Below are 18,274 nucleotides of genomic sequence, written 5' to 3'. Positions count from 1 at the left end.
GCTGGGAAATGCTGACGCGTAAGCAACTGGAACTTCTGGATTTCATCAAAACCCGCATGGATAAAGACGGTGTGCCGCCGTCTTTCGATGAAATGAAAGATGCGCTGGATCTGCGCTCGAAATCTGGCATCCACCGTTTGATCACAGCATTGGAGGAGCGCGGCTTCATCCACCGCCTCGCCCACCGCGCGCGGGCCTTGGAAATTCTGAAACTTCCCGAAGCGATGGAAAAACCCGGCTTCTCACCAAAACTGATCAAGGGCGACAAGGTCGATCCGCCACGCGAAGCGATGCCGATTGCAGGCATCTACGCACTGGAAATCCCGATGATGGGTCGGATCGCCGCCGGTGTGCCGATTGAAGCGATTTCGCATATTTCGCATCATGTGGCGGTGCCGGGGTCGATGCTTTCTGGCAACGGCCAACACTATGCGCTTGAAGTTAAAGGCGATTCGATGATCGAGGCTGGAATCAACGACGGCGACATCGTGGTGATCCGCGAACAGATCACCGCTGAAAACGGCGATATCGTTGTCGCCTTGGTGGAGGATGCTGAAGCCACGCTGAAGCGCTTCCGTCGTCGTGGCAGCATGATCGCGCTTGAGGCAGCAAACCCCGCCTACGAAACCCGTGTGTTTCCCGATCATATGGTGAAGGTTCAGGGCCGTCTTGTCGGTCTGATCCGCAGCTACTGAGCTGCCAATAACGCGCGCGGTTTGGCAAGGCTGCGGTCTTGCCAGATCGGTTTGTCTGCCATCCAGATACGTTGGGCAGCGCGGGTTGGCTTGAGAATCAATCGACTGTCTTGCACAGAAAGAGCCAAAGCCCCGGTCTGATCCAGCATTTTGCGATCAATGATGATGCAATCCTTCGGCGTAGCGACAACAGGCGCCACCGCCGCGGGCATCACCACCAGATCGGCCTGTGCGCAGGCAGCGACCAAAGCCTCTCCCGCCGCCTTGCCGCTTAAAGCGACCCCGCGCCAACCGTCGAATTCAAACGCCCGCGCGCCCTTTGGCCCTGAAAACCCCGTCCTTGCGTAAGCCTCTGCCTGCACAGCCAAATCGCCATCGTCTTGCAGCCAGTTCTCGGCGGTAAACCCCGCACCACGCGCCACCGACAGCGCCCGGCCCTGCGCGCTCATCAACCCAACCAACGCGCCATCGCTGGAAATCAGCAAACTGGGCCGCGTGGTGCTGGCCCACAGCGCCAGTCCCAAAACCAACGGCACCGCTGCTGCCCAACGCGCCCGCCCGCGCCAAAGCACAGCCCATATTCCGGCCAAAGTAATCAGCGGCATCACCCAGGGCCCCGGTTGCACGATCGGCGTCACCGCCCCTTCCAGCCCTGCCACCCAATACGCGATAAACAGAATCCAGCGCCCCGCCTGCTCCATCACCCACAAGGCCGGGCCAGCCAGACCAATCGGGGCCAGCAGCGCCGCCACAGCACCCGCCGCCATCAGCACCGACATCATCGGCACGGTCAGCAGATTGGCGAGCAAGCCGTAATCGGTAAACCGATTGAACGTCGCCGCCGCAAAGGGCGCGGTCGCAATCCCGGCCAGCACCGAGGTCAGCACCAAGGTGAACACCGGCATCAGCCAGCGCGGCAGCTTTTCGCGCAAGATCTGCCGATCCAAGGACGAAAACCCCGCAATCAGCACCACGGTTGCGGCAAAAGACAGCTGAAACCCCGGCTCCAGCAGGCTTTCGGGTTGTGCCAAAAGCAAGATCACCGCCGCGAGCGCCACCGAGCGCATGGTCAAGCCGCGCCTGTCCAAGAGCACCGCGCCGAGCATCACGCAGACCATCAAAAACGCCCGCACCGTTGCCACATTCGCCCCCGACAGCAGCAAATAGAACAACGCCACCGCAAACGCCGCCACCGCCGCGACCTTTTTCGAGTTCACCCGCAGCGCCACGGGTGGGATCAGCGCCAGCCCGTAGCGCAGCAGGGCGAACACAAACCCGGTGATAAATGCCATATTCATCCCCGAAATCGCCAGCAAATGCGCAAGGTTCGAATCGCGCAGCGCCTGCACCGTATCCAAGGAAATCGCTGAGCGATCCCCGGTCATCGCCCCAGTCGCAAACGCCCCCGCCTCTGACGGCACCGCCGCAATCATCGCGCGGGTGATATCGGTGCGCAGCCGGTTGATCGCTTGCGTGCCGGGGGCGGCCTCGGCCCAGAGCAAAACCGGACTTCGCGTATACCCCACCGCCCCCAGCTGCTGAAAATATGCCATGCGACGAAAATCAAAACCGCCGGGTTCGGCAGGCCCCTCGGGTGCGGCCAGCGAGGCCGTCAGCAAAACCACCTGCCCCGGATTAAAGCCAACATCCTGTCCATGCAGGGAAATCCGCACGTTCAGCGGTGTTTTCGCCGGGGAAAAATCCTGCAGCACGACCTGATCCAAGGTGATCCGCAGCGCGTCCGATTGCGAGCGATCTATATTGATCACCCGCCCCTGCACAGCACCATAGTAGCGCTGCTCCAGCATCGGGGCGGCGACCATATGCGCGCGCAAGCCCGCCGCCATCAGCCCCACCAGCACGCAAGCCAGTGCCACCAGCGGCGGATGCCACAGCTCCGCCCCAAAGCGATGCAGCACGATCAGCGCCAGAAAAATGCCCGCGCAAACCGCATAGAATTCCAAATCCGGCTCAAACGGCAGCGCAAACCATGCAGCAATGCCGCAACCCAGAAACACAGGCACCCACGCAAACAGCAGCCCGCGCGCTTCTGCCAGCGCGTGCATCGGCCACAGCAACATGTTCAGAAAGTTCCCCGGGCGCCCCACCACCTTGTTTTGCCCCCCGCATTTGCCTAAAGCTGCCGCGATCCTACTGCCGATAAGGTTTCTGAAAGGTTAACCCCACATGTCCCGCCCAGTTGTCACCCGCTTTGCCCCCTCGCCCACCGGCTATCTGCACATCGGCGGCGGTCGCACGGCTTTGTTCAACTGGCTTTACGCGCGCGGCCGCGGCGGCAAATTCCTGCTGCGGATTGAGGACACCGACCGCGAGCGTTCCACCCCCGAGGCCACCGCCGCTATCCTGCGCGGCCTGACCTGGCTGGGTCTTGATTGGGATGGCGATGTAGTCAGCCAGTTTGACCGCAAAGACCGTCACGCCGAGGTTGCCTACGCGATGCTGGCGCGCGGTACCGCCTATAAGTGCTTCAGCACGCAGGAAGAAATAGCAAGCTTCCGCGCCGAAGCCGAGGCGCGTGGAAGTTACGCCGTGTTCCAAAGCCCGTGGCGCGACGCTGATCCGGCAACCTTCCCCGACGCGCCTTACGTCATCCGCATGAAGGCCCCCCGCACGGGTGAGACGATCATCAACGACACCGTGCAGGGCCGCGTGGTGATCCAGAATTCTTCGCTCGATGATATGATTTGTTTACGTTCTGATGCGACACCGACCTATATGTTGGCCGTGGTGGTCGACGATCACGACATGGGCGTCACTCATGTCATTCGCGGGGATGACCATCTGAACAACGCGGCGCGCCAGCAGATGATCTACGATGCGATGGGCTGGGAAATTCCTGTCTGGGCGCATATTCCGCTGATCCATGGCCCGGATGGCAAGAAATTGTCGAAACGCCACGGCGCGACGGGCGTTGAGGAATATCAGGCGATGGGTTATCCCGCCGCCGGAATGCGCAACTACCTGACCCGTCTTGGCTGGGCGCATGGCGATGCCGAGATTTTCACAACCGCTGAGGCGCTGCAGATGTTTGATCTGGGTGGCATCGGCCGCTCACCCGCGCGGCTGGATTTCAAAAAGCTGGAAAACACCTGCGGCCATCATATCGCGATGAGCGAAAATGCTGCACTGCTGCATGAATTGACTGCCTATCTGGTCGCGGCAGGCAAACCTGCGCTGACAAATGCGCAGAACACCCTGCTTGAATCCGCACTCTACTGCGTGAAAGACCGCGCGAAGACTTTCCCGGAACTTCTTGAAAAGGCTCACTTTGCGCTGATTTCCCGCCCGGTCCAACCTGATGACGCTTCGGCCAAATCCCTGGATACGGTATCCCGTGGTATACTGAAAACATTGACGCCGCAGCTGCAAAATGTTAGCTGGACAAAGGACGCGTTGGAGCCGATCCTTAACCAAGTTGCCGCAGAAAACGGGATCGGTTTTGGCAAACTTGCCAGCCCCCTGCGCGCGGCCTTGGCGGGGCGCACTGTGACGCCGAGTGTGTATGACATGATGCTGGTCATCGGTCAGGATGAGACGATTGCCCGGCTGGAGGATGCGGCGGCCTGATCCGCCCGCCCCCTGCCGAACCGGAACGCAAGGCCGCCCTCTGCCGTAGGGATGGCTTTAATTGGGGGATGAAAGATGGCTGAACAGACCAAGACTGCCACGCTAAGCCTTGACGGAAAATCCTACGACCTGCCGGTATACTCGCCCACTCTGGGCCCGGATGTTGTTGATATCCGCAAGCTTTATGATCAAGCTGATGTCTTTACCTTTGACCCCGGCTTCACTTCGACCGCCGCTTGCGAAAGCGCGATCACCTATATCGACGGCGATAAGGGCGAGCTGTTGCACCGCGGCTACCCGATTGAACAGCTGGCGAACAAATCGAGTTATCTCGAAATGTGCTACCTGCTGCTCTATGGCGAGCTGCCGAATGCTTCGCAACTGGCTGATTTTGAAGGCCGGGTGACCCGGCACACCATGGTGCATGAACAGATGCACAACTTCTTCCGCGGCTTCCGGCGTGACGCGCATCCGATGGCCACCATGGTCGGCGTGGTCGGCGCGATGTCAGCGTTCTATCACGACAGCTTGGACATTAACGATGAATGGCAGCGCGAAGTGGCCGCCATCCGCATGATCGCCAAGCTGCCGACGATTGCCGCGATGGCCTATAAATACTCGGTCGGGCAACCCTTTGTTTATCCGAAGAATTCTCTGTCCTACTCGGGCAATTTCCTGAACATGTGTTTTGCTGTTCCGGCGGAAGATTATCATGTGAACCCGATTCTCGCCAAGGCGATGGACCGGATCATGATGCTGCACGCCGATCATGAACAGAACGCCTCGACCTCGACCGTGCGTCTGGCGGGCTCGTCGGGCGCCAACCCCTTCGCCTGTATCGCCGCTGGCATCGCTTGTCTTTGGGGTCCGGCGCATGGCGGCGCGAACCAGGCCTGCTTAGAGATGCTGCGCGAAATTGGCACTGTCAACCGTATCCCGGAATATATCGCCAAGGCCAAGGACAAGAACTCGGGCTTCCGCCTGATGGGCTTTGGCCACCGCGTCTATAAAAACTTCGATCCCCGTGCCACGGTGATGAAGGAATCGGCGGATGAAGTTCTGGAGCTTCTGGGCATCCACAACAACCCGACCCTGCAAGTCGCCAAGGAACTGGAGCGGATCGCGTTGTCGGATGATTATTTCATCTCGAAAAAGCTGTATCCCAACGTCGATTTTTATTCCGGCATCATCCTTGATGCGATGGGCTTCCCAACCTCGATGTTCACGCCGATCTTCGCGATTTCGCGCACCGTTGGCTGGATTTCGCAGTGGAAAGAGATGATCGCCGAGAAAAACCAAAAGATCGGCCGCCCGCGTCAGCTTTACATCGGCGAAAAGCAGCGCGATTATGTGGACGTGAAACATCGCTAAACCACCCAAGGGCGGCGCAAGCCGCCCTTGCCACTTCGCGGGCAAACTGCGACGTATCCCTGAATTTTGAGGGTGCCGATGCCGCAAACCAACCGTATTCCGCTGCTTGATCTCGCCCGCACGCTGGCATTGATCGGCATGGCGGCCTTTCATTTCAGCTATGATCTGCTGATGTTCGGGCTGATCCCCTACGAATACGCCCTGACCCCCACCTTCTATTTCCACGCCCGCATCGTCGCGGGCAGCTTCCTGTTGTTGTCCGGCGTGGGCCTTTGGCTGGCGCATGGCCAAGCCATCCGCTGGCCCGCGTTCTGGCGCAGATTCGGCAAAATCGCCGCGGCGGCGCTGCTGGTCAGTATCGCGACCCGTATCGCGATGCCGGAATTCTACGTCTATTTCGGTATCTTGCACGCCATCGCCCTGTATAGCCTGCTCGGCCTGCTGACCCTGCGCCTGCCCGCAGTCGCAACCGCCGCCCTCGCTGCCCTGTTCGTTTATGGCAGCTACCACTGGCACACCCAGGCCCTGACCACTCCCCTGCTGCGCTTCATCGGCCTTAGCTTGGAGCCCGCGACAACGATGGATTTTGAGCCGATCTTCCCGTGGTTCGGCGCAGTTCTATCAGGCATCGCCTTGGGCAAGCTCGGCAGCCAAACCGGGCTTTGGGCGGCGCTCACTGGCAAACCCTCGGGCAGATGGGTGCAAATCCTCAGCTGCCCCGGTCAACACAGCCTGCTGATCTACCTCATTCACCAACCGATTCTGCTTGGCCTCGTCTGGGCCTATACCCAGCTAGGCTGATCCATCAAGGCTCGCCACTGCCCGATACGTCTCAGGCCGCCGATCCCGAAACAAACCCCACGAACTGCGCAAATCAGCAATCGCGTCCAGATCAAACGTCGCTGTCAGCACCGCCTCGGCCTCTCGCCCCGCTTTGGCCAGCAACTGCCCGGTGTGGTCCGAGATGAAACTGCTGCCATAGAACGTCACCTCCCGGCCACCCGGTGCTACTTCGCGCCCGATCCGGTTTGAGGCGATCACCGGCATGATGTTAGACCCGGCATGGCCGCGCATACAAATCTCCCAATGCGGTTGGCTGTCATAGCCGGGGCTCGGCGGCTCGGAGCCAATCGCGGTCGGATAGAGCAACATCTCGGCCCCCATCAACGCCATCGAGCGCGCACATTCCGGGAACCACTGATCCCAGCAAATTCCAACCCCAATCCGGCCAAAACTGGTATCCCACACCCGATAGCCGCTATCGCCCGGCGAGAAATAGAACTTCTCCTCATAGCCCGGCCCTTGCGGAATATGGGTCTTGCGGTAGTTGCCCAAAACACGGCCATCGGCATCAATCATCGCCATCGAATTGAAATAGGCCTGCCCGGCCTTTTCAAAATACGAACAGGGCAGCACCACGCCCAATTCCCGCGCAAGGTCAGAGAATCGCGCGATCAAAGGATGCCCTGCCAACGGAGCCGCCAGCGCGAAATACTGCGGCAACTGCTCAATACAGAAATAGGGGGCGGCAAAAAGCTCTTGAATCAGAACCACTTGCGCGCCTTTACCTGCCGCATCCCGGATCAAAGCCTCGGCCCGATCCAAATTGGCGGGCAAATCCCATGAACAGGCGAATTGCGTGGCGGCAACGGTTACTTTGCGCATCTTGGGCTCTCCATTTTAGCCCAAGCTATTTGATCAAACCCCCAGAGGCAAAGTCAAAACGGCGGCAAAGTCAAAACGGCGGCAAAGTCAAAACGGCGGCTAAGCCAAAACGGCGGCTAAGCCAAAACGGCGGCTAAGCCAAAGCGTTTAGCGCCCGCGCGCCAGTGGCCATGGCAGCCACCCCGCCCGCCGCACCTGCTGCGCCGAAGGATGCACCTGCTCGGACGGATCGCGCCCGATCACCCGCCTGTGGCGCAGCAGAAACCACATGCCCCAGCCGCGCATCGTGCCCACCATCGGGGCAGCCGGATCGCAGGGAAACCGCGCCCGCCAGCCACTAGGCAACTCCAACCCGACGCTTTCCGCCCGCTCCAGCATCCAGACCAGCGGGATATTCGCCAAGGGCCGGGCTGCCGCATCATCCCCAATCATGCCGCCGATATCGCCGTGCGCGCCGCGAAACCACATCTGCTGCACATCGCTTTCCCAACCCGGAGGACAGTCCCACAACACCGGCGCGAACACAGCACGGGTCTCATCCATCGCCAGCGCATGAAATCCATGCCGAATAGAACTGCCCAGATGGTGGTTGTGAAACTGGTGCTGCTGCTCGGTCAGCATCCATAGAAGCGGCAGGCGCAGCCCCAAAGCCTTGACGGTGTCAAACACCCCGACCATCTGAATCGGCGCCTCCAGATGGCAAAACCGATGCGAGAACGCCTGACTGGCGCGCGGATGGCTGTCATGGCGGTAGTGGCGGTACGCCAAAGTCACCCCGCGTTCTGTCGCATGTTCGCGCTTTAGCAGCCCCACCCGGTCAATCACCCCGGCCAAAGACCGCACCGCAAACGCGCCGCGCGAATAGCCGATCAGATAAATCCGGTCGCCTTCGCGATAATGGCTGGCAAGCCAGCCATAGGCGCGGCGGATTTGGCGGTTAATGCCGCGGCCTTGGATCAGGTTCATCCCCTTGCGCCAGCCCTGCCATTGAATACCCGGCTCGTAATACACCGTGCGATGTGCCGAGCGGCCATGTTCGGTCAACAGCTTGTAAATCAGGCCACAATTCCCCTCTTGGCCCGGCTCCAGCGTCGAGAGTGTGCCATCCAGAATGATCACATGATCGACCACCCCGCGCTTGCGCCCCGGCAAGGGTGGTGCTGCGGGTTCGATCTCAACGGTTGGCTGACCGCGCCACCAATGTCTGATCCGGCTGAGCAGTGACAGTTCCGCCTCCTGAAGCTCCGAAAACAAAACGCTCTCGGCAAGTTTCCCTGCCGAGAGCGTAGGTTAACGAGATTACGGCGAAGTTAAAGCTTTTGTGACAGCACGGTCACCAGACCCAATTCGCCAAAGCCGTTGAAGCGGCTGTTGGTCACCGTCGAATAGGCCCCCATGCCATGCACGATGACATAATCGCCCTCGGCAATGTCGGCCGGGAACGGAATGTCACCCGGCAGACGATCCACCGAATCGCAGGTCGGCCCAAAGCAGATCCGTGGCAGGATTGCCCCCGTGCGACGCTGGCCTTCCGGCGACAGCACCGCGATACGGTCGATGATGCCGATCTGGCCCAGCTCAAACAGCGAGCCATAGACGCCGTCGTTCAGGAACACATGCATATCGTCGCGCACGGCCTTCACCTTGGCAGCCAAAGTGAAGGCATCGCCACACATCGCACGCCCCGGTTCGCAGATCAGCATCGGGCGATCGGCCCCGAATGCCTCGGTCGCAACCCGGTCGATGGTGGCGAAGGTCGCGTCAAGCTGCGGGGCCACGCCTTCGGCACGGTGGCTCGGGAAGCCGCCGCCGACGTTCAGCCGCGCGATCTTCACGCCCGCACGGGCAGCGATCACCGCAGCCTCACGGATGTAAGACGCCCAAGCCGCCGGATCGGTGCATTGCGTGCCGGGGTGGAAGGTGATCGAGGCGATAAAGCCCGCCGCCGCCACCACTTTCAGCAAGTCCACCGCCACATCTTCGGTCGCGCCAAACTTGGCCCCGAAGTTATAGGCAGCGCCCGCCACCGGCAATTTGAAGCGCACCGAAATCTCACAGTTGTCGGTTGGCACCATCTCGACCAGCTTGGCCAATTCGCTTGCCGAATCAACCGAGTAAGATTTGATCTGACGTGCCACCGCATGCGCGATCTCGGCCCGCGACCGAACCGGGTTGTTGTAATGGATCGCCGCATCAGGCGCCAAACGCCGGATCAGGTCGATCTCGAACGGCGAGGCACAGTCAAAACCTTTGACGCCCGCGGCGATCAGGTTCTCGATGACTTCCTCACCGGGGTTCGACTTGACCGCATAGGTCACAAGCCCCGGAAATCCATCGAGAAATTTACGGGCGACCGCCTGGATGGCCTGCGGTGCAAAAAACAGCACGGGATTCTCCGGCTGCTGATTGCGCAGATATTCGGTCGGATTGGTCCAGATCGTTTTGGACAGTCCCATCGGCGTATTCCTTTCTGCCAACAAGATGCGAGTCCCATTCGTTGCCTTTCAAGGGCAGCGTTTGCTCAGGGCACCAGCAAGGTTTTCCAACCAGGCCAGGTGCGTATGAGCCGCCCTTTTCCTGCAACTTAGGATGCCGCATATGAGGTACAACTTCACCGAACAAAACTATATAAATGTCTGATTTCTTCGTTATAATAACCAAAAAAGGATACATATTGCATGGACGAGCTGGATCGCAACATTCTGACCCTGCTGGGGGCGGATGCACGCATGTCGGTGGCGACTTTGGCGCGGCGTTTGAAGGTGGCACGCTCCACCATTCAGGCCCGGTTGGAGCGGTTAGAGACCTCGGGCGTCATCGCGGGCTACACCTTGAAACTGGGCGAAGCCGCCCGCCAAGGCCGGCTGCGGGCGAGCGTGCTGCTGACCATCGAGCCGCGCAGCCAGGCCGCAATTCTCACCCGTCTCAAGGGCATAGGCGAGGTCGAGCGGGTGTTCACCACCTCAGGCCGCTTCGATCTGCTGCTGCAAATCGCAGCCAGCAACACGCAGCTGCTGGATCAGGTGCTGGACCAGATCGGCGCGTTGACCGGGGTGAAATCCTCGGAAAGTTTGATCCATCTGAGCACGAGGTTGGACAGGGCGGTTTAGGGTTTGCCAAACTCGCCATCCCATATGGTGGGCAATTTGTGCTCTGGATCAGTGTAAATCGTGATCTTTGCGCCAAGATTGGGCAAGCGGGTTGCGGTCATCATCCGGCTTTGTCCCGCCGCGCCGGTCTCGTCTTGCCACAAGATGCTGGAAAGGCTGCCATCGGAAAAGCCGGGAGCGTTGGCATAACGGATCACCACAGCCGAGCGTCGCATGCCGACCCTGAGCAGATATGTCATGCGATACGAAGCCTCTATCTTACTCGACAGCGCTGCGAGCAGGAACACCAGAACCACCAAGAACAATAGACAGAGCGCCAATGCTCGCAACCCGCGATGTTCGCCGAAAATAGTGATCACGGAAAGCTGCGGACCATCCGCGCCATAGCGCAGCGCAATGGCGTCACCGTTAGACAAAGACCAGAACAGCGTATCATCCACCGCGTTTTCACCGATAAAGCGCTGCCCGTCGACGTTAAACGCGTAAGCAACAAACATTTCACGGTTTTTGCCGCTTCCTTGGTGCCATAGGCGCGTGACCTGTCCGGTCGTGTCCACACCGTTGAATCGTAATTCCCAGCCCGATCGCAGGTCGTGGATCACAGGACTTGCGATAAGAAATATCATCACAGCCAAGACCGCCACGCCAAACAAGCTTGCCTTCAGAAAGCTGAACCACCACCGCATGCGCTTCAAATCAGTCTTATGCAAACCTTGCACCACGCCCTGCGTCCGATCACAGTCGGACTGGCCCAGCCTAAGCCACGCCCCCACAGCCCGCCAGAACAATCGCCGCCCGTTCCGATTGGCAGGTTTCCGAGCATCCGCCACGCCAAGCAGGGAATTAAATTGCAACGACGTGGTGAATGGACTTACATTGATATCAAACAAACAACGGAGGTTCCGATGTCCTTTCACGGTCTGCCCTGCTGGTACGAACTGGCCAGCCCCGATCTTGATGCCGTCAAGGGTTTTTACGCGGGCCTTCTGGGCTGGACATGGGCCGACAGCGGCATGCCCGGCATGACCTATCTGCTGGCGTCGTGCGATGGCGATATGGTGGCGGGGCTGTTTGCACCCGACCCCGGCATGCCGGTGGCTTGGACCAATTACACCGCCGTTGATGATGCCGATGCCACTGCGGCAAAGGCCAAAGACTTGGGCGCAACCGTGGTGGTGCCGCCGACCGATATTCCCGGCACGGGTCGGTTTTCGGTGCTGATTGATCCGCAAGGTGCCGTCTTCGGCATCCTGCAACCTACGCCTATGGCAGATGGCACGGCGGGCGGTGCGTTTGATCAAAGCAAGCCCGGCCACGGCAACTGGCACGACCTTTCCACCCCCGACACCGCCGCAGCCTTGGCGTTCTACGGCGCGCTGTTCGGCTGGACCCAATCGCGCGCGATGCCAATGGGGCCGGATATGGTCTACACCATCATTGCGCGGGGCGATCAGGACATCGGCGGCGTCTTCAATGAGGCAGGCAAAGCAGGCCGCGCGACATGGACGGTGTATTTCGGCACCGCTTCGGTGAACGACGCGGTAAAAACCGTCAAAGCCAGCGGCGGCCAAGTGCTGCACGACCCCGCCGAAGTCCCCGGCGGCGCGCTGATCATCCATTGCACCGACCCCAGCGGTGCGGTGTTTGCCCTGGTCGGCCCGGCTTGATCTGAAACAGTTGCGGCCTCGGGGGGCATCGAGCCCCCCCCTCGCCCGCGCTGCCGGGTTTGCGCCGTCATGCGTGGCACTTTGGGCTGCGGGTGATGCCTCCGGCGGGAGTATTTTCAAAAGAGCAATCCATCTGGCGCTTGGCCTTGGGCCTGCGATTGGATATGGCAAGCCTGAGCTTTAAGGATGCCCAAAATGCCTATGGAAAAGACGTTCTCTCCTACTGAAGCGGAAGCCCGGATTTCCGATCTTTGGATCAGGGAAAAAGTAGGGGCTGCGGGCGCAAATGCGCGGGCCGGAGTCGAGGCGTTCTCCATCATGATCCCGCCGCCAAACGTCACCGGGTCCTTGCACATGGGCCATGCCTTCAACAACACGCTGCAGGATATCCTGATCCGCTGGCACCGCATGCAGGGTCACGATGTGCTTTGGCAAGTTGGCACTGACCACGCGGGGATCGCCACCCAAATGGTGACCGAGCGCGATATGGCTTTGCATCAGGAACCGGGCCGCCGCGAGATGGGGCGCGAGAAATTCCTCGCCCGCGTCTGGCAGCAAAAGGTCAAATCGCGCGGCACCATTATCGGCCAGTTGCAGCGCCTTGGGGCCTCGTGCGACTGGGACCGTGAGGCGTTTACCATGTCGGGCGCGCCCGGTGCGCCTGCGGGTGAGGACGGCAATTTCCACGACGCCGTAATCAAGGTTTTCGTGGATATGTATAACAAGGGCCTGATCTATCGCGGCAAACGCCTTGTGAACTGGGACCCGCATTTTGAAACTGCGATTTCCGACCTTGAAGTCGAGAACATCGAGGTCGCAGGCCATATGTGGCATTTCAAATATATTCTGGCCGACAAGCAAAGCTATGAATATATTGAGAAAGACGCCGAAGGCCACGTCACCCTGCGCGAGGTCCGCAACTACATCTCCATCGCCACCACCCGCCCCGAAACCATGCTGGGCGACGGTGCTGTGGCCGTGCATCCCTCTGACGCGCGCTATGCCGCGATCATCGGCAAGATGGTCCACCTGCCGCTGTGTGACCGTCTGATCCCGATCATCGCCGATGAATACCCCGACCCCAGCTTCGGCTCGGGTGCGGTGAAAATCACCGGAGCACACGATTTCAACGACTACCAAGTCGCCAAGCGCAACAACCTGCCGATGTACCGGCTGATGGACACCCGCGCCCAGATGCGCGCCGACGGTGCCCCCTATGCCGACGCGGTGAAGCGCGCGCGTGAGATCGCCGCAGGCGCGCCCACCGATGAGAACGAAGTCGATGCCCTCAACCTCGTGCCCGAAAAATACCGCGGGCTGGACCGGTTTGAGGCCCGCAAACAAGTCATCGCCGACATCAACGCGCTTGGCCTCTGCGTCTCGACCCTCCATTCCGAAATCGACCCCGAGACCGGCTCCGAACACCTGACGCGCGAACCGTTTGTCGAAGCGAAAAAGATCATGCAGCCCTTCGGCGATCGTTCACGCGTCGTCATCGAGCCGATGCTGACCGACCAATGGTTCGTCGATACCGCCAAAATCGTCGGCCCCGCGCTGGATGCCGTGCGCTCGGGTGCGACCAAAATCATCCCGGAATCGGGCGAGAAAACCTATTTCCACTGGCTGGAGAATATCGAGCCTTGGTGCATCTCGCGCCAGTTGTGGTGGGGCCATCAGATTCCGGTTTGGTTTGATCTTTATGGAAACCAGTTTTGTGCACCCGTCGAAGCTGACGCAATCGCGGCCGCAAAGGCTTTCCACGAAAATGAAAATCCAAAAGCGACAGTTACCGTTCAAATAGATGAGCGAGCATTTGCTGAAATTCAGGATGCAGCGGGACGGCCACTGAACCATCCCCGCGCTGTGGGGAGCGGTTGGGTTGGTGACGAAAATACAACGTTGCGCATAGGCATCTACCGCGACCCCGACGTTCTCGACACATGGTTCTCCTCCGGCCTCTGGCCGATCGGCACGCTCGGCTGGCCCGAGCAAACGCCTGAATTGCAAAAGTATTTCCCCACCTCGACCCTGATCACCGGGGCCGATATCATCTTCTTCTGGGTCGCCCGCATGATGATGATGCAACTGGCCGTGGTGGGTGAAGTGCCGTTCAAAACCGTCTACCTGCACGGCCTTGTCCGCGACGCCAAGGGCAAGAAAATGTCGAAATCGCTCGGCAACGTCATCGACCCGCTGGAGATCATCGACGAATTCGGCGCCGACGCCCTGCGCTTCTCCAACGCCGCGATGGCCTCGCTCGGCGGCGTGCTGAAACTCGACACCGCCCGCATCGCCGGCTACCGCAATTTTGGCACCAAACTGTGGAACGCCTGCCGCTTCGCCGAAATGAACGGCGTGTGGGAGGGTCACAAAACCCAAACCGCCCCGCCGAAAGCCACCGCTACCGCAAACCGCTGGATCATCGGCGAAACCGCCAAAGCCTTGGCAGAGGCCAACGCCGCCCTGAAAGACTACCGCTTCGACAACAACGCCGACGCGCTCTACAAATTCGTCTGGGGCAAGGTCTGCGACTGGTATGTCGAATTCGCCAAACCCTTGTTCGACGGTCCCGACGCCCCCGAAACCCGCCAAACAATGGCATGGGTGCTCGACCAGAGCATGATCCTGCTGCACCCGATGATGCCTTTCATCACCGAAGACCTATGGGGCACCACCGGAACCCGCGCCAAACTCTTGGTCCACACCGATTGGCCGACCTACGGCGCAGAACTGATCAACACAGACGCCGCCACCGAAATGGGCTTCGTCACCAGCCTGATCGAAGAAATCCGCTCCGCCCGCGCGCAGGTCCACGTCCCCGTTGGTCTGAAATGCGATCTGGTCGCGACCGATCTCTCCCCCGCCGCCCGCACCGCTTGGGCCCGGAATGAGGCGCTGATCAAACGCATGGCCCGTATCGACGGTTTCTCCGAAGGCCCCGCGCCGAAAGGCTCCATCGCCATCGCAGTCGAAGGCGCGACCTTCGCCATCCCCCTCGCCGGTCTCATCGACATTGCCGAGGAAAAAGCCCGCCTGACCAAGACCATGGACAAGCTGGCGAAGGAAATCGGTGGCCTCAAAGGTCGCCTGAACAACCCCAACTTCGCGGCTTCCGCCCCCGAAGAAGTCGTGGACGAAGCCAAAGCCAACCTAAGCGCCCGCGAGGATGAAGCCGCCAAACTGCAAGCCGCGCTGACACGTCTGGCAGAAATCGGCTGATCCACCACGCGCGCCCCGACAACCCATATTGACTGACCTTCGCAGTTTCACATTGGCATAAATATCCTCGGGGGAAGCCCGTAGGGCGAGGGGGCAGACAGCCCCCTTTCCACATTCGCCTCAAGCACCTACATTTGCCGTAGGAGGCCGCTATGTCCTGGCTCAATAAACTTGCCGAACGTCAAATCGCAAAGGCCCGCGCCAAAGGCGAGTTGCAAGGCCTGAAGGGTGAAGGCCAACCGCTGCCCGACCGCCCCGGCGACGCCTTTGTCAGTGCGGGAGATGCCATAGGCTTCCGCATCATGGCCGAAGCCGGCATCTTGCCGGAAGAAATCACCCTGAAGAAACAAGCCGCAGCCCAACGTGCCCATCTCGCCACCCTGTGTGATGAGAACACCCGCAAAGCCGCGATGGCGAAACTCGCGCAACTCGAAATGCGCCAAGCCATCGCCGAAGAGGCCCGCCGCAAATTTCTGCGGTAGGGCGGGGTTCACCCCGCCAAACCCCTCAAATCATTAAAAAACCCTTAACGCGCCCACCCCACCCCTATGATATCCCACAATATTTTTTGGTCCCGAGTTGGGACCGTCCCTATCCACCCCCAAAATCCCCCTTGCCAGCCCCGCAAAAATCCCGCCAAATCGGGGCCATGCAAGCCCCCATCCTCACCCCCCTCGCCATTACCCTGCCCTCCACCGTCCCCTTCACCGGACCCGAGACGCAAGAGCGCCGCCAGGGCCACCCCTTCATCGCCCGCCTCGGTGCCAACGAAAGCCTGTTCGGCCCCTCTCCCGCCGCGATAAAGGCCATGCAAGCCGCCGCCGCCGATGCCTGGATGTATGGCGACCCCGAGACCCACGCCCTGAAAGCCGCCCTCGCCCAGCACCATGGCTGTGCCCCCGATAACATCGTGGTCGGCGAAGGCATCGACGGCTTGCTCGGCTACCTCGCCCGGCTGATTGTTGAGCCGGGCACCCCGGTGGTGACCAGCCTCGGTGCCTATCCCACCTTCAACTTCCACGTCGCAGGCTACGGCGGCACCCTGCACCGCGCCCCTTACAAGGCGGATCATGAAGACCCGCAAGCCCTGCTGGACCTCGCCCAACAAACCCAAGCCCGCATGCTTTACCTCGCCAATCCCGACAACCCGATGGGCAGCCATCATCCCGGCGCGTCGATTAAAGACCTGCTGGCAAACCTGCCCGAGCAAATCCTGCTGGTGCTGGACGAGGCTTACATCGACCTCGCCCCCGATGGCACAGCACCCGAGATCAGTCCAGACACCCCCAACCTGATCCGCTTGCGCACGTTTTCCAAAGCCCACGGCCTCGCAGGCCTGCGGGTCGGTTATGCGATCACCGCGGCCCCGCTGGCAGCCGCCTTTGACAAGGTGCGCAACCATTTTGGGCTGGGCCGCGTGGCACAGGCCGCAGCCTTAGCCGCCTTGCAGGATCAAGCCTACCTGACCGAAATCCGCGCCAAGGTCGCTGTTGCCCGCAGCCGCCTGAACGGCATCGCCCGCGCCAATGGCCTGATCCCGCTCCCCTCGGCCACCAATTTCATCACGATGGATTGCACCCGCGACGGCGATTATGCCCGCCGAGTCCTCGCCGAACTGCTGGCGCGCGGCATTTTTGTGCGGATGCCGGGGGTGGCCCCGCTGGACCGCTGCATCCGCGTCAGTCTGGGCGATGAGGCCGCCCTCGCGGCCTTTGAAGCCGCCCTGCCCGAGGCGATTAAAGCCGCAGGCTGATCACTCAGCCGCAAGGCCCGGCGCGGCAGGTGCCGGGCCGTTCGCTGGCCCCAATGCCGGGGCTGGCCCCACTGGCACCTCAGCCGGGCCCAAACGCGGCACGGCGGCGATTTCTTCCAACGCCAGCAGAGGTCGCACCGCCGAGGCCTCAGCCTCGATCAGACGGCGAAACACCAGCACGTTCTGGAAGCTGGTTTTTGTCCCACCCGTGAAGCCCGCGCGCTCATCAACTGGCAGCGTATCGGCGCGGACATAGTCCCAGCCGTCACGGCCCAGATCGTTCATCACAACCGTCAAGGTCAGCGCAAAACGGTCTTCAATGGTTTTGACCCCGCGCGATTTTTCACCCCGGCGGGGGGCGGGAATCACTTTGTATTCGTAACGCTGCATTGGGTCGCTCCTGAAGATATGGGCGGCATAATAGGGACAACGCCGGGTAAGGCCAATCACAGAAAGAATATTCTGCCAACCGCGCGCGGATTTCGCCACAGCACAAGATGCAGTGGGCATTTGAGCGAAGTCAGCTAGTCCTTGCCCGCAACCGGCGGCAACTCTGGCGTATCCAGCCCCGCGAACGGATCAGCCCATGCAGGCAGCGCGGCAATCCGCCGATACCATGCGTCGATCTGCGGGTATTCCGCCATGGGCAGGTCAGCCACATCATTGAACGCCAGATAGCTTGCCATGCGGAAATCGGCATATCTGAGGCCACTGTCGAGCAGGTAATCCCGACCCACCAGATGCAGGTCCACTGTGCGGCGTGTTCGTGGAAATCCGCCAAGCTCTGCGCCAGCACACCTTGGTCAATCTGGCCAAAACCGTAGCGCTGCTTGGTGCCACGCTCAAAATACACCACGTCGCAGGCCTGCACGAAAGTGGCTTTGCCCCAGGAAATCCAGCGGATCATCTCGGGCATCTCACCGTCCATCCGCCAGAAATTAGACCCCGCCCGCATCGACAAGCGGCAGGCAATCGCATCCGCCTCCCACAAAGAATGACCGTTTTCCAGCAGGATCGGGATGCGCAAGCTGGGGTTCAAGGCGCGGAATTTCGCGCTCTGCGCCGGGTCAAACGGCGAGGCAAATTCAAACACCACATCCGCGCCCAAATGCCGCGCCACGGCCACAGCGAGGCGCGGGTTTGGGTTGCGCGAATAATACAGAATGGCCGTCATAGCTGCCCCCGTTTTCGGCAAGATGCGCGAAA

The 18,274-nt window shown here is 60.5% G+C and carries 16 protein-coding genes; 9 read left to right on the top strand and 7 right to left on the bottom strand.

All coding sequences use genetic code 11. The annotated features are described in order from the left end of the window. The first annotated feature begins 8 nt into the window (after positions 1–8). Positions 9–695: a transcriptional repressor LexA gene (gene lexA, locus ACP7AP_RS12325; RefSeq protein WP_426034505.1), complete on the top strand. Its 687-nt coding sequence runs from the start codon at positions 9–11 to the stop codon at positions 693–695. Here the strand turns inward: lexA and ACP7AP_RS12320 are convergent. Next, entirely contained in the window at positions 689–2,776 is a 2,088-nt protein-coding gene (locus ACP7AP_RS12320) for a ComEC/Rec2 family competence protein (RefSeq protein ID WP_426034504.1), read from the bottom strand. The genes lexA and ACP7AP_RS12320 overlap by 7 nt on opposite strands. A 106-nt stretch (positions 2,777–2,882) precedes the next feature. Between ACP7AP_RS12320 and gltX the strand changes: the two genes are divergently transcribed. From gltX to ACP7AP_RS12305, 3 genes are all read left to right on the top strand, one after another. Next, the gene (gene gltX / locus ACP7AP_RS12315) at positions 2,883–4,283 is read left to right on the top strand and encodes a glutamate--tRNA ligase (protein ID WP_426034503.1); all 1,401 of its coding nucleotides are present in this window, start codon (positions 2,883–2,885) and stop codon (positions 4,281–4,283) included. A 75-nt stretch (positions 4,284–4,358) separates the two neighbouring features. Next, entirely contained in the window at positions 4,359–5,654 is a 1,296-nt protein-coding gene (gene gltA / locus ACP7AP_RS12310; protein WP_426034502.1) for a citrate synthase, read from the top strand. Between the two features lie 78 nt (positions 5,655–5,732). Beyond that, positions 5,733–6,455 (top strand): heparan-alpha-glucosaminide N-acetyltransferase, encoded by a 723-nt coding sequence (locus tag ACP7AP_RS12305; RefSeq protein ID WP_426034501.1) that lies wholly within the window; start codon positions 5,733–5,735, stop codon positions 6,453–6,455. On the opposite strand, the gene aguB is transcribed toward ACP7AP_RS12305, so the two are convergent. From aguB to ACP7AP_RS12290, 3 genes are all read right to left on the bottom strand, one after another. Next, positions 6,447–7,319, bottom strand: coding sequence for an N-carbamoylputrescine amidase (gene aguB / locus ACP7AP_RS12300; protein ID WP_426034500.1), 873 nt, complete (start codon positions 7,317–7,319; stop codon positions 6,447–6,449). The two genes, ACP7AP_RS12305 and aguB, sit on opposite strands and share 9 nt — an antisense overlap. A 147-nt stretch (positions 7,320–7,466) precedes the next feature. After that, positions 7,467–8,546: a DUF2235 domain-containing protein gene (locus ACP7AP_RS12295; protein ID WP_426034557.1), complete on the bottom strand. Its 1,080-nt coding sequence runs from the start codon at positions 8,544–8,546 to the stop codon at positions 7,467–7,469. Positions 8,547–8,629: 83 nt separating this feature from the next. Next, positions 8,630–9,775 (bottom strand): type III PLP-dependent enzyme, encoded by a 1,146-nt coding sequence (locus ACP7AP_RS12290; protein ID WP_426034499.1) that lies wholly within the window; start codon positions 9,773–9,775, stop codon positions 8,630–8,632. 222 nt (positions 9,776–9,997) lie between these two features. On the opposite strand from ACP7AP_RS12290, the gene ACP7AP_RS12285 reads away from it, so the two are divergent. Continuing rightward, the gene (locus tag ACP7AP_RS12285; RefSeq protein WP_054007924.1) at positions 9,998–10,429 is read left to right on the top strand and encodes an Lrp/AsnC family transcriptional regulator; all 432 of its coding nucleotides are present in this window, start codon (positions 9,998–10,000) and stop codon (positions 10,427–10,429) included. Here ACP7AP_RS12285 and ACP7AP_RS12280 read toward each other — a convergent pair. Continuing rightward, a complete protein-coding gene (locus ACP7AP_RS12280) occupies positions 10,426–11,319 on the bottom strand; it encodes a hypothetical protein (RefSeq protein ID WP_426034498.1) in 894 nt (297 codons plus the stop codon). The two genes, ACP7AP_RS12285 and ACP7AP_RS12280, sit on opposite strands and share 4 nt — an antisense overlap. A gap of 15 nt (positions 11,320–11,334) precedes the next feature. On the opposite strand from ACP7AP_RS12280, the gene ACP7AP_RS12275 reads away from it, so the two are divergent. From ACP7AP_RS12275 to ACP7AP_RS12260, 4 genes are all read left to right on the top strand, one after another. Then, positions 11,335–12,096, top strand: coding sequence for a VOC family protein (locus ACP7AP_RS12275; protein ID WP_426034497.1), 762 nt, complete (start codon positions 11,335–11,337; stop codon positions 12,094–12,096). A 195-nt stretch (positions 12,097–12,291) separates the two neighbouring features. Continuing rightward, the gene (locus ACP7AP_RS12270) at positions 12,292–15,315 is read left to right on the top strand and encodes a valine--tRNA ligase (RefSeq protein WP_426034496.1); all 3,024 of its coding nucleotides are present in this window, start codon (positions 12,292–12,294) and stop codon (positions 15,313–15,315) included. 152 nt (positions 15,316–15,467) lie between these two features. Beyond that, on the top strand, positions 15,468–15,797 hold the full coding sequence (locus ACP7AP_RS12265; RefSeq protein ID WP_426034495.1) for a DUF1992 domain-containing protein: 330 nt from the start codon (positions 15,468–15,470) through the stop codon (positions 15,795–15,797). A gap of 167 nt (positions 15,798–15,964) precedes the next feature. Next, positions 15,965–17,068, top strand: coding sequence for a pyridoxal phosphate-dependent aminotransferase (locus tag ACP7AP_RS12260; RefSeq protein WP_426034494.1), 1,104 nt, complete (start codon positions 15,965–15,967; stop codon positions 17,066–17,068). Here the strand turns inward: ACP7AP_RS12260 and ACP7AP_RS12255 are convergent, their stop codons facing one another. Continuing rightward, positions 17,069–17,458 (bottom strand): DUF4177 domain-containing protein, encoded by a 390-nt coding sequence (locus tag ACP7AP_RS12255; RefSeq protein ID WP_426034493.1) that lies wholly within the window; start codon positions 17,456–17,458, stop codon positions 17,069–17,071. It lies immediately after the preceding gene. A 130-nt stretch (positions 17,459–17,588) separates the two neighbouring features. Further along, positions 17,589–18,242: a hypothetical protein gene (locus ACP7AP_RS12250; protein ID WP_426034492.1), complete on the bottom strand. Its 654-nt coding sequence runs from the start codon at positions 18,240–18,242 to the stop codon at positions 17,589–17,591. Between the last annotated feature and the right edge of the window lie 32 nt (positions 18,243–18,274).

Origin of the sequence: Cypionkella sp. TWP1-2-1b2, from assembly GCF_049896245.1 — a bacterium.
GTDB lineage: Bacteria > Pseudomonadota > Alphaproteobacteria > Rhodobacterales > Rhodobacteraceae > Cypionkella.
Note: the sequence above shows the minus strand (reverse complement) of the source record. Positions and strands in the feature narration are given on the sequence as shown.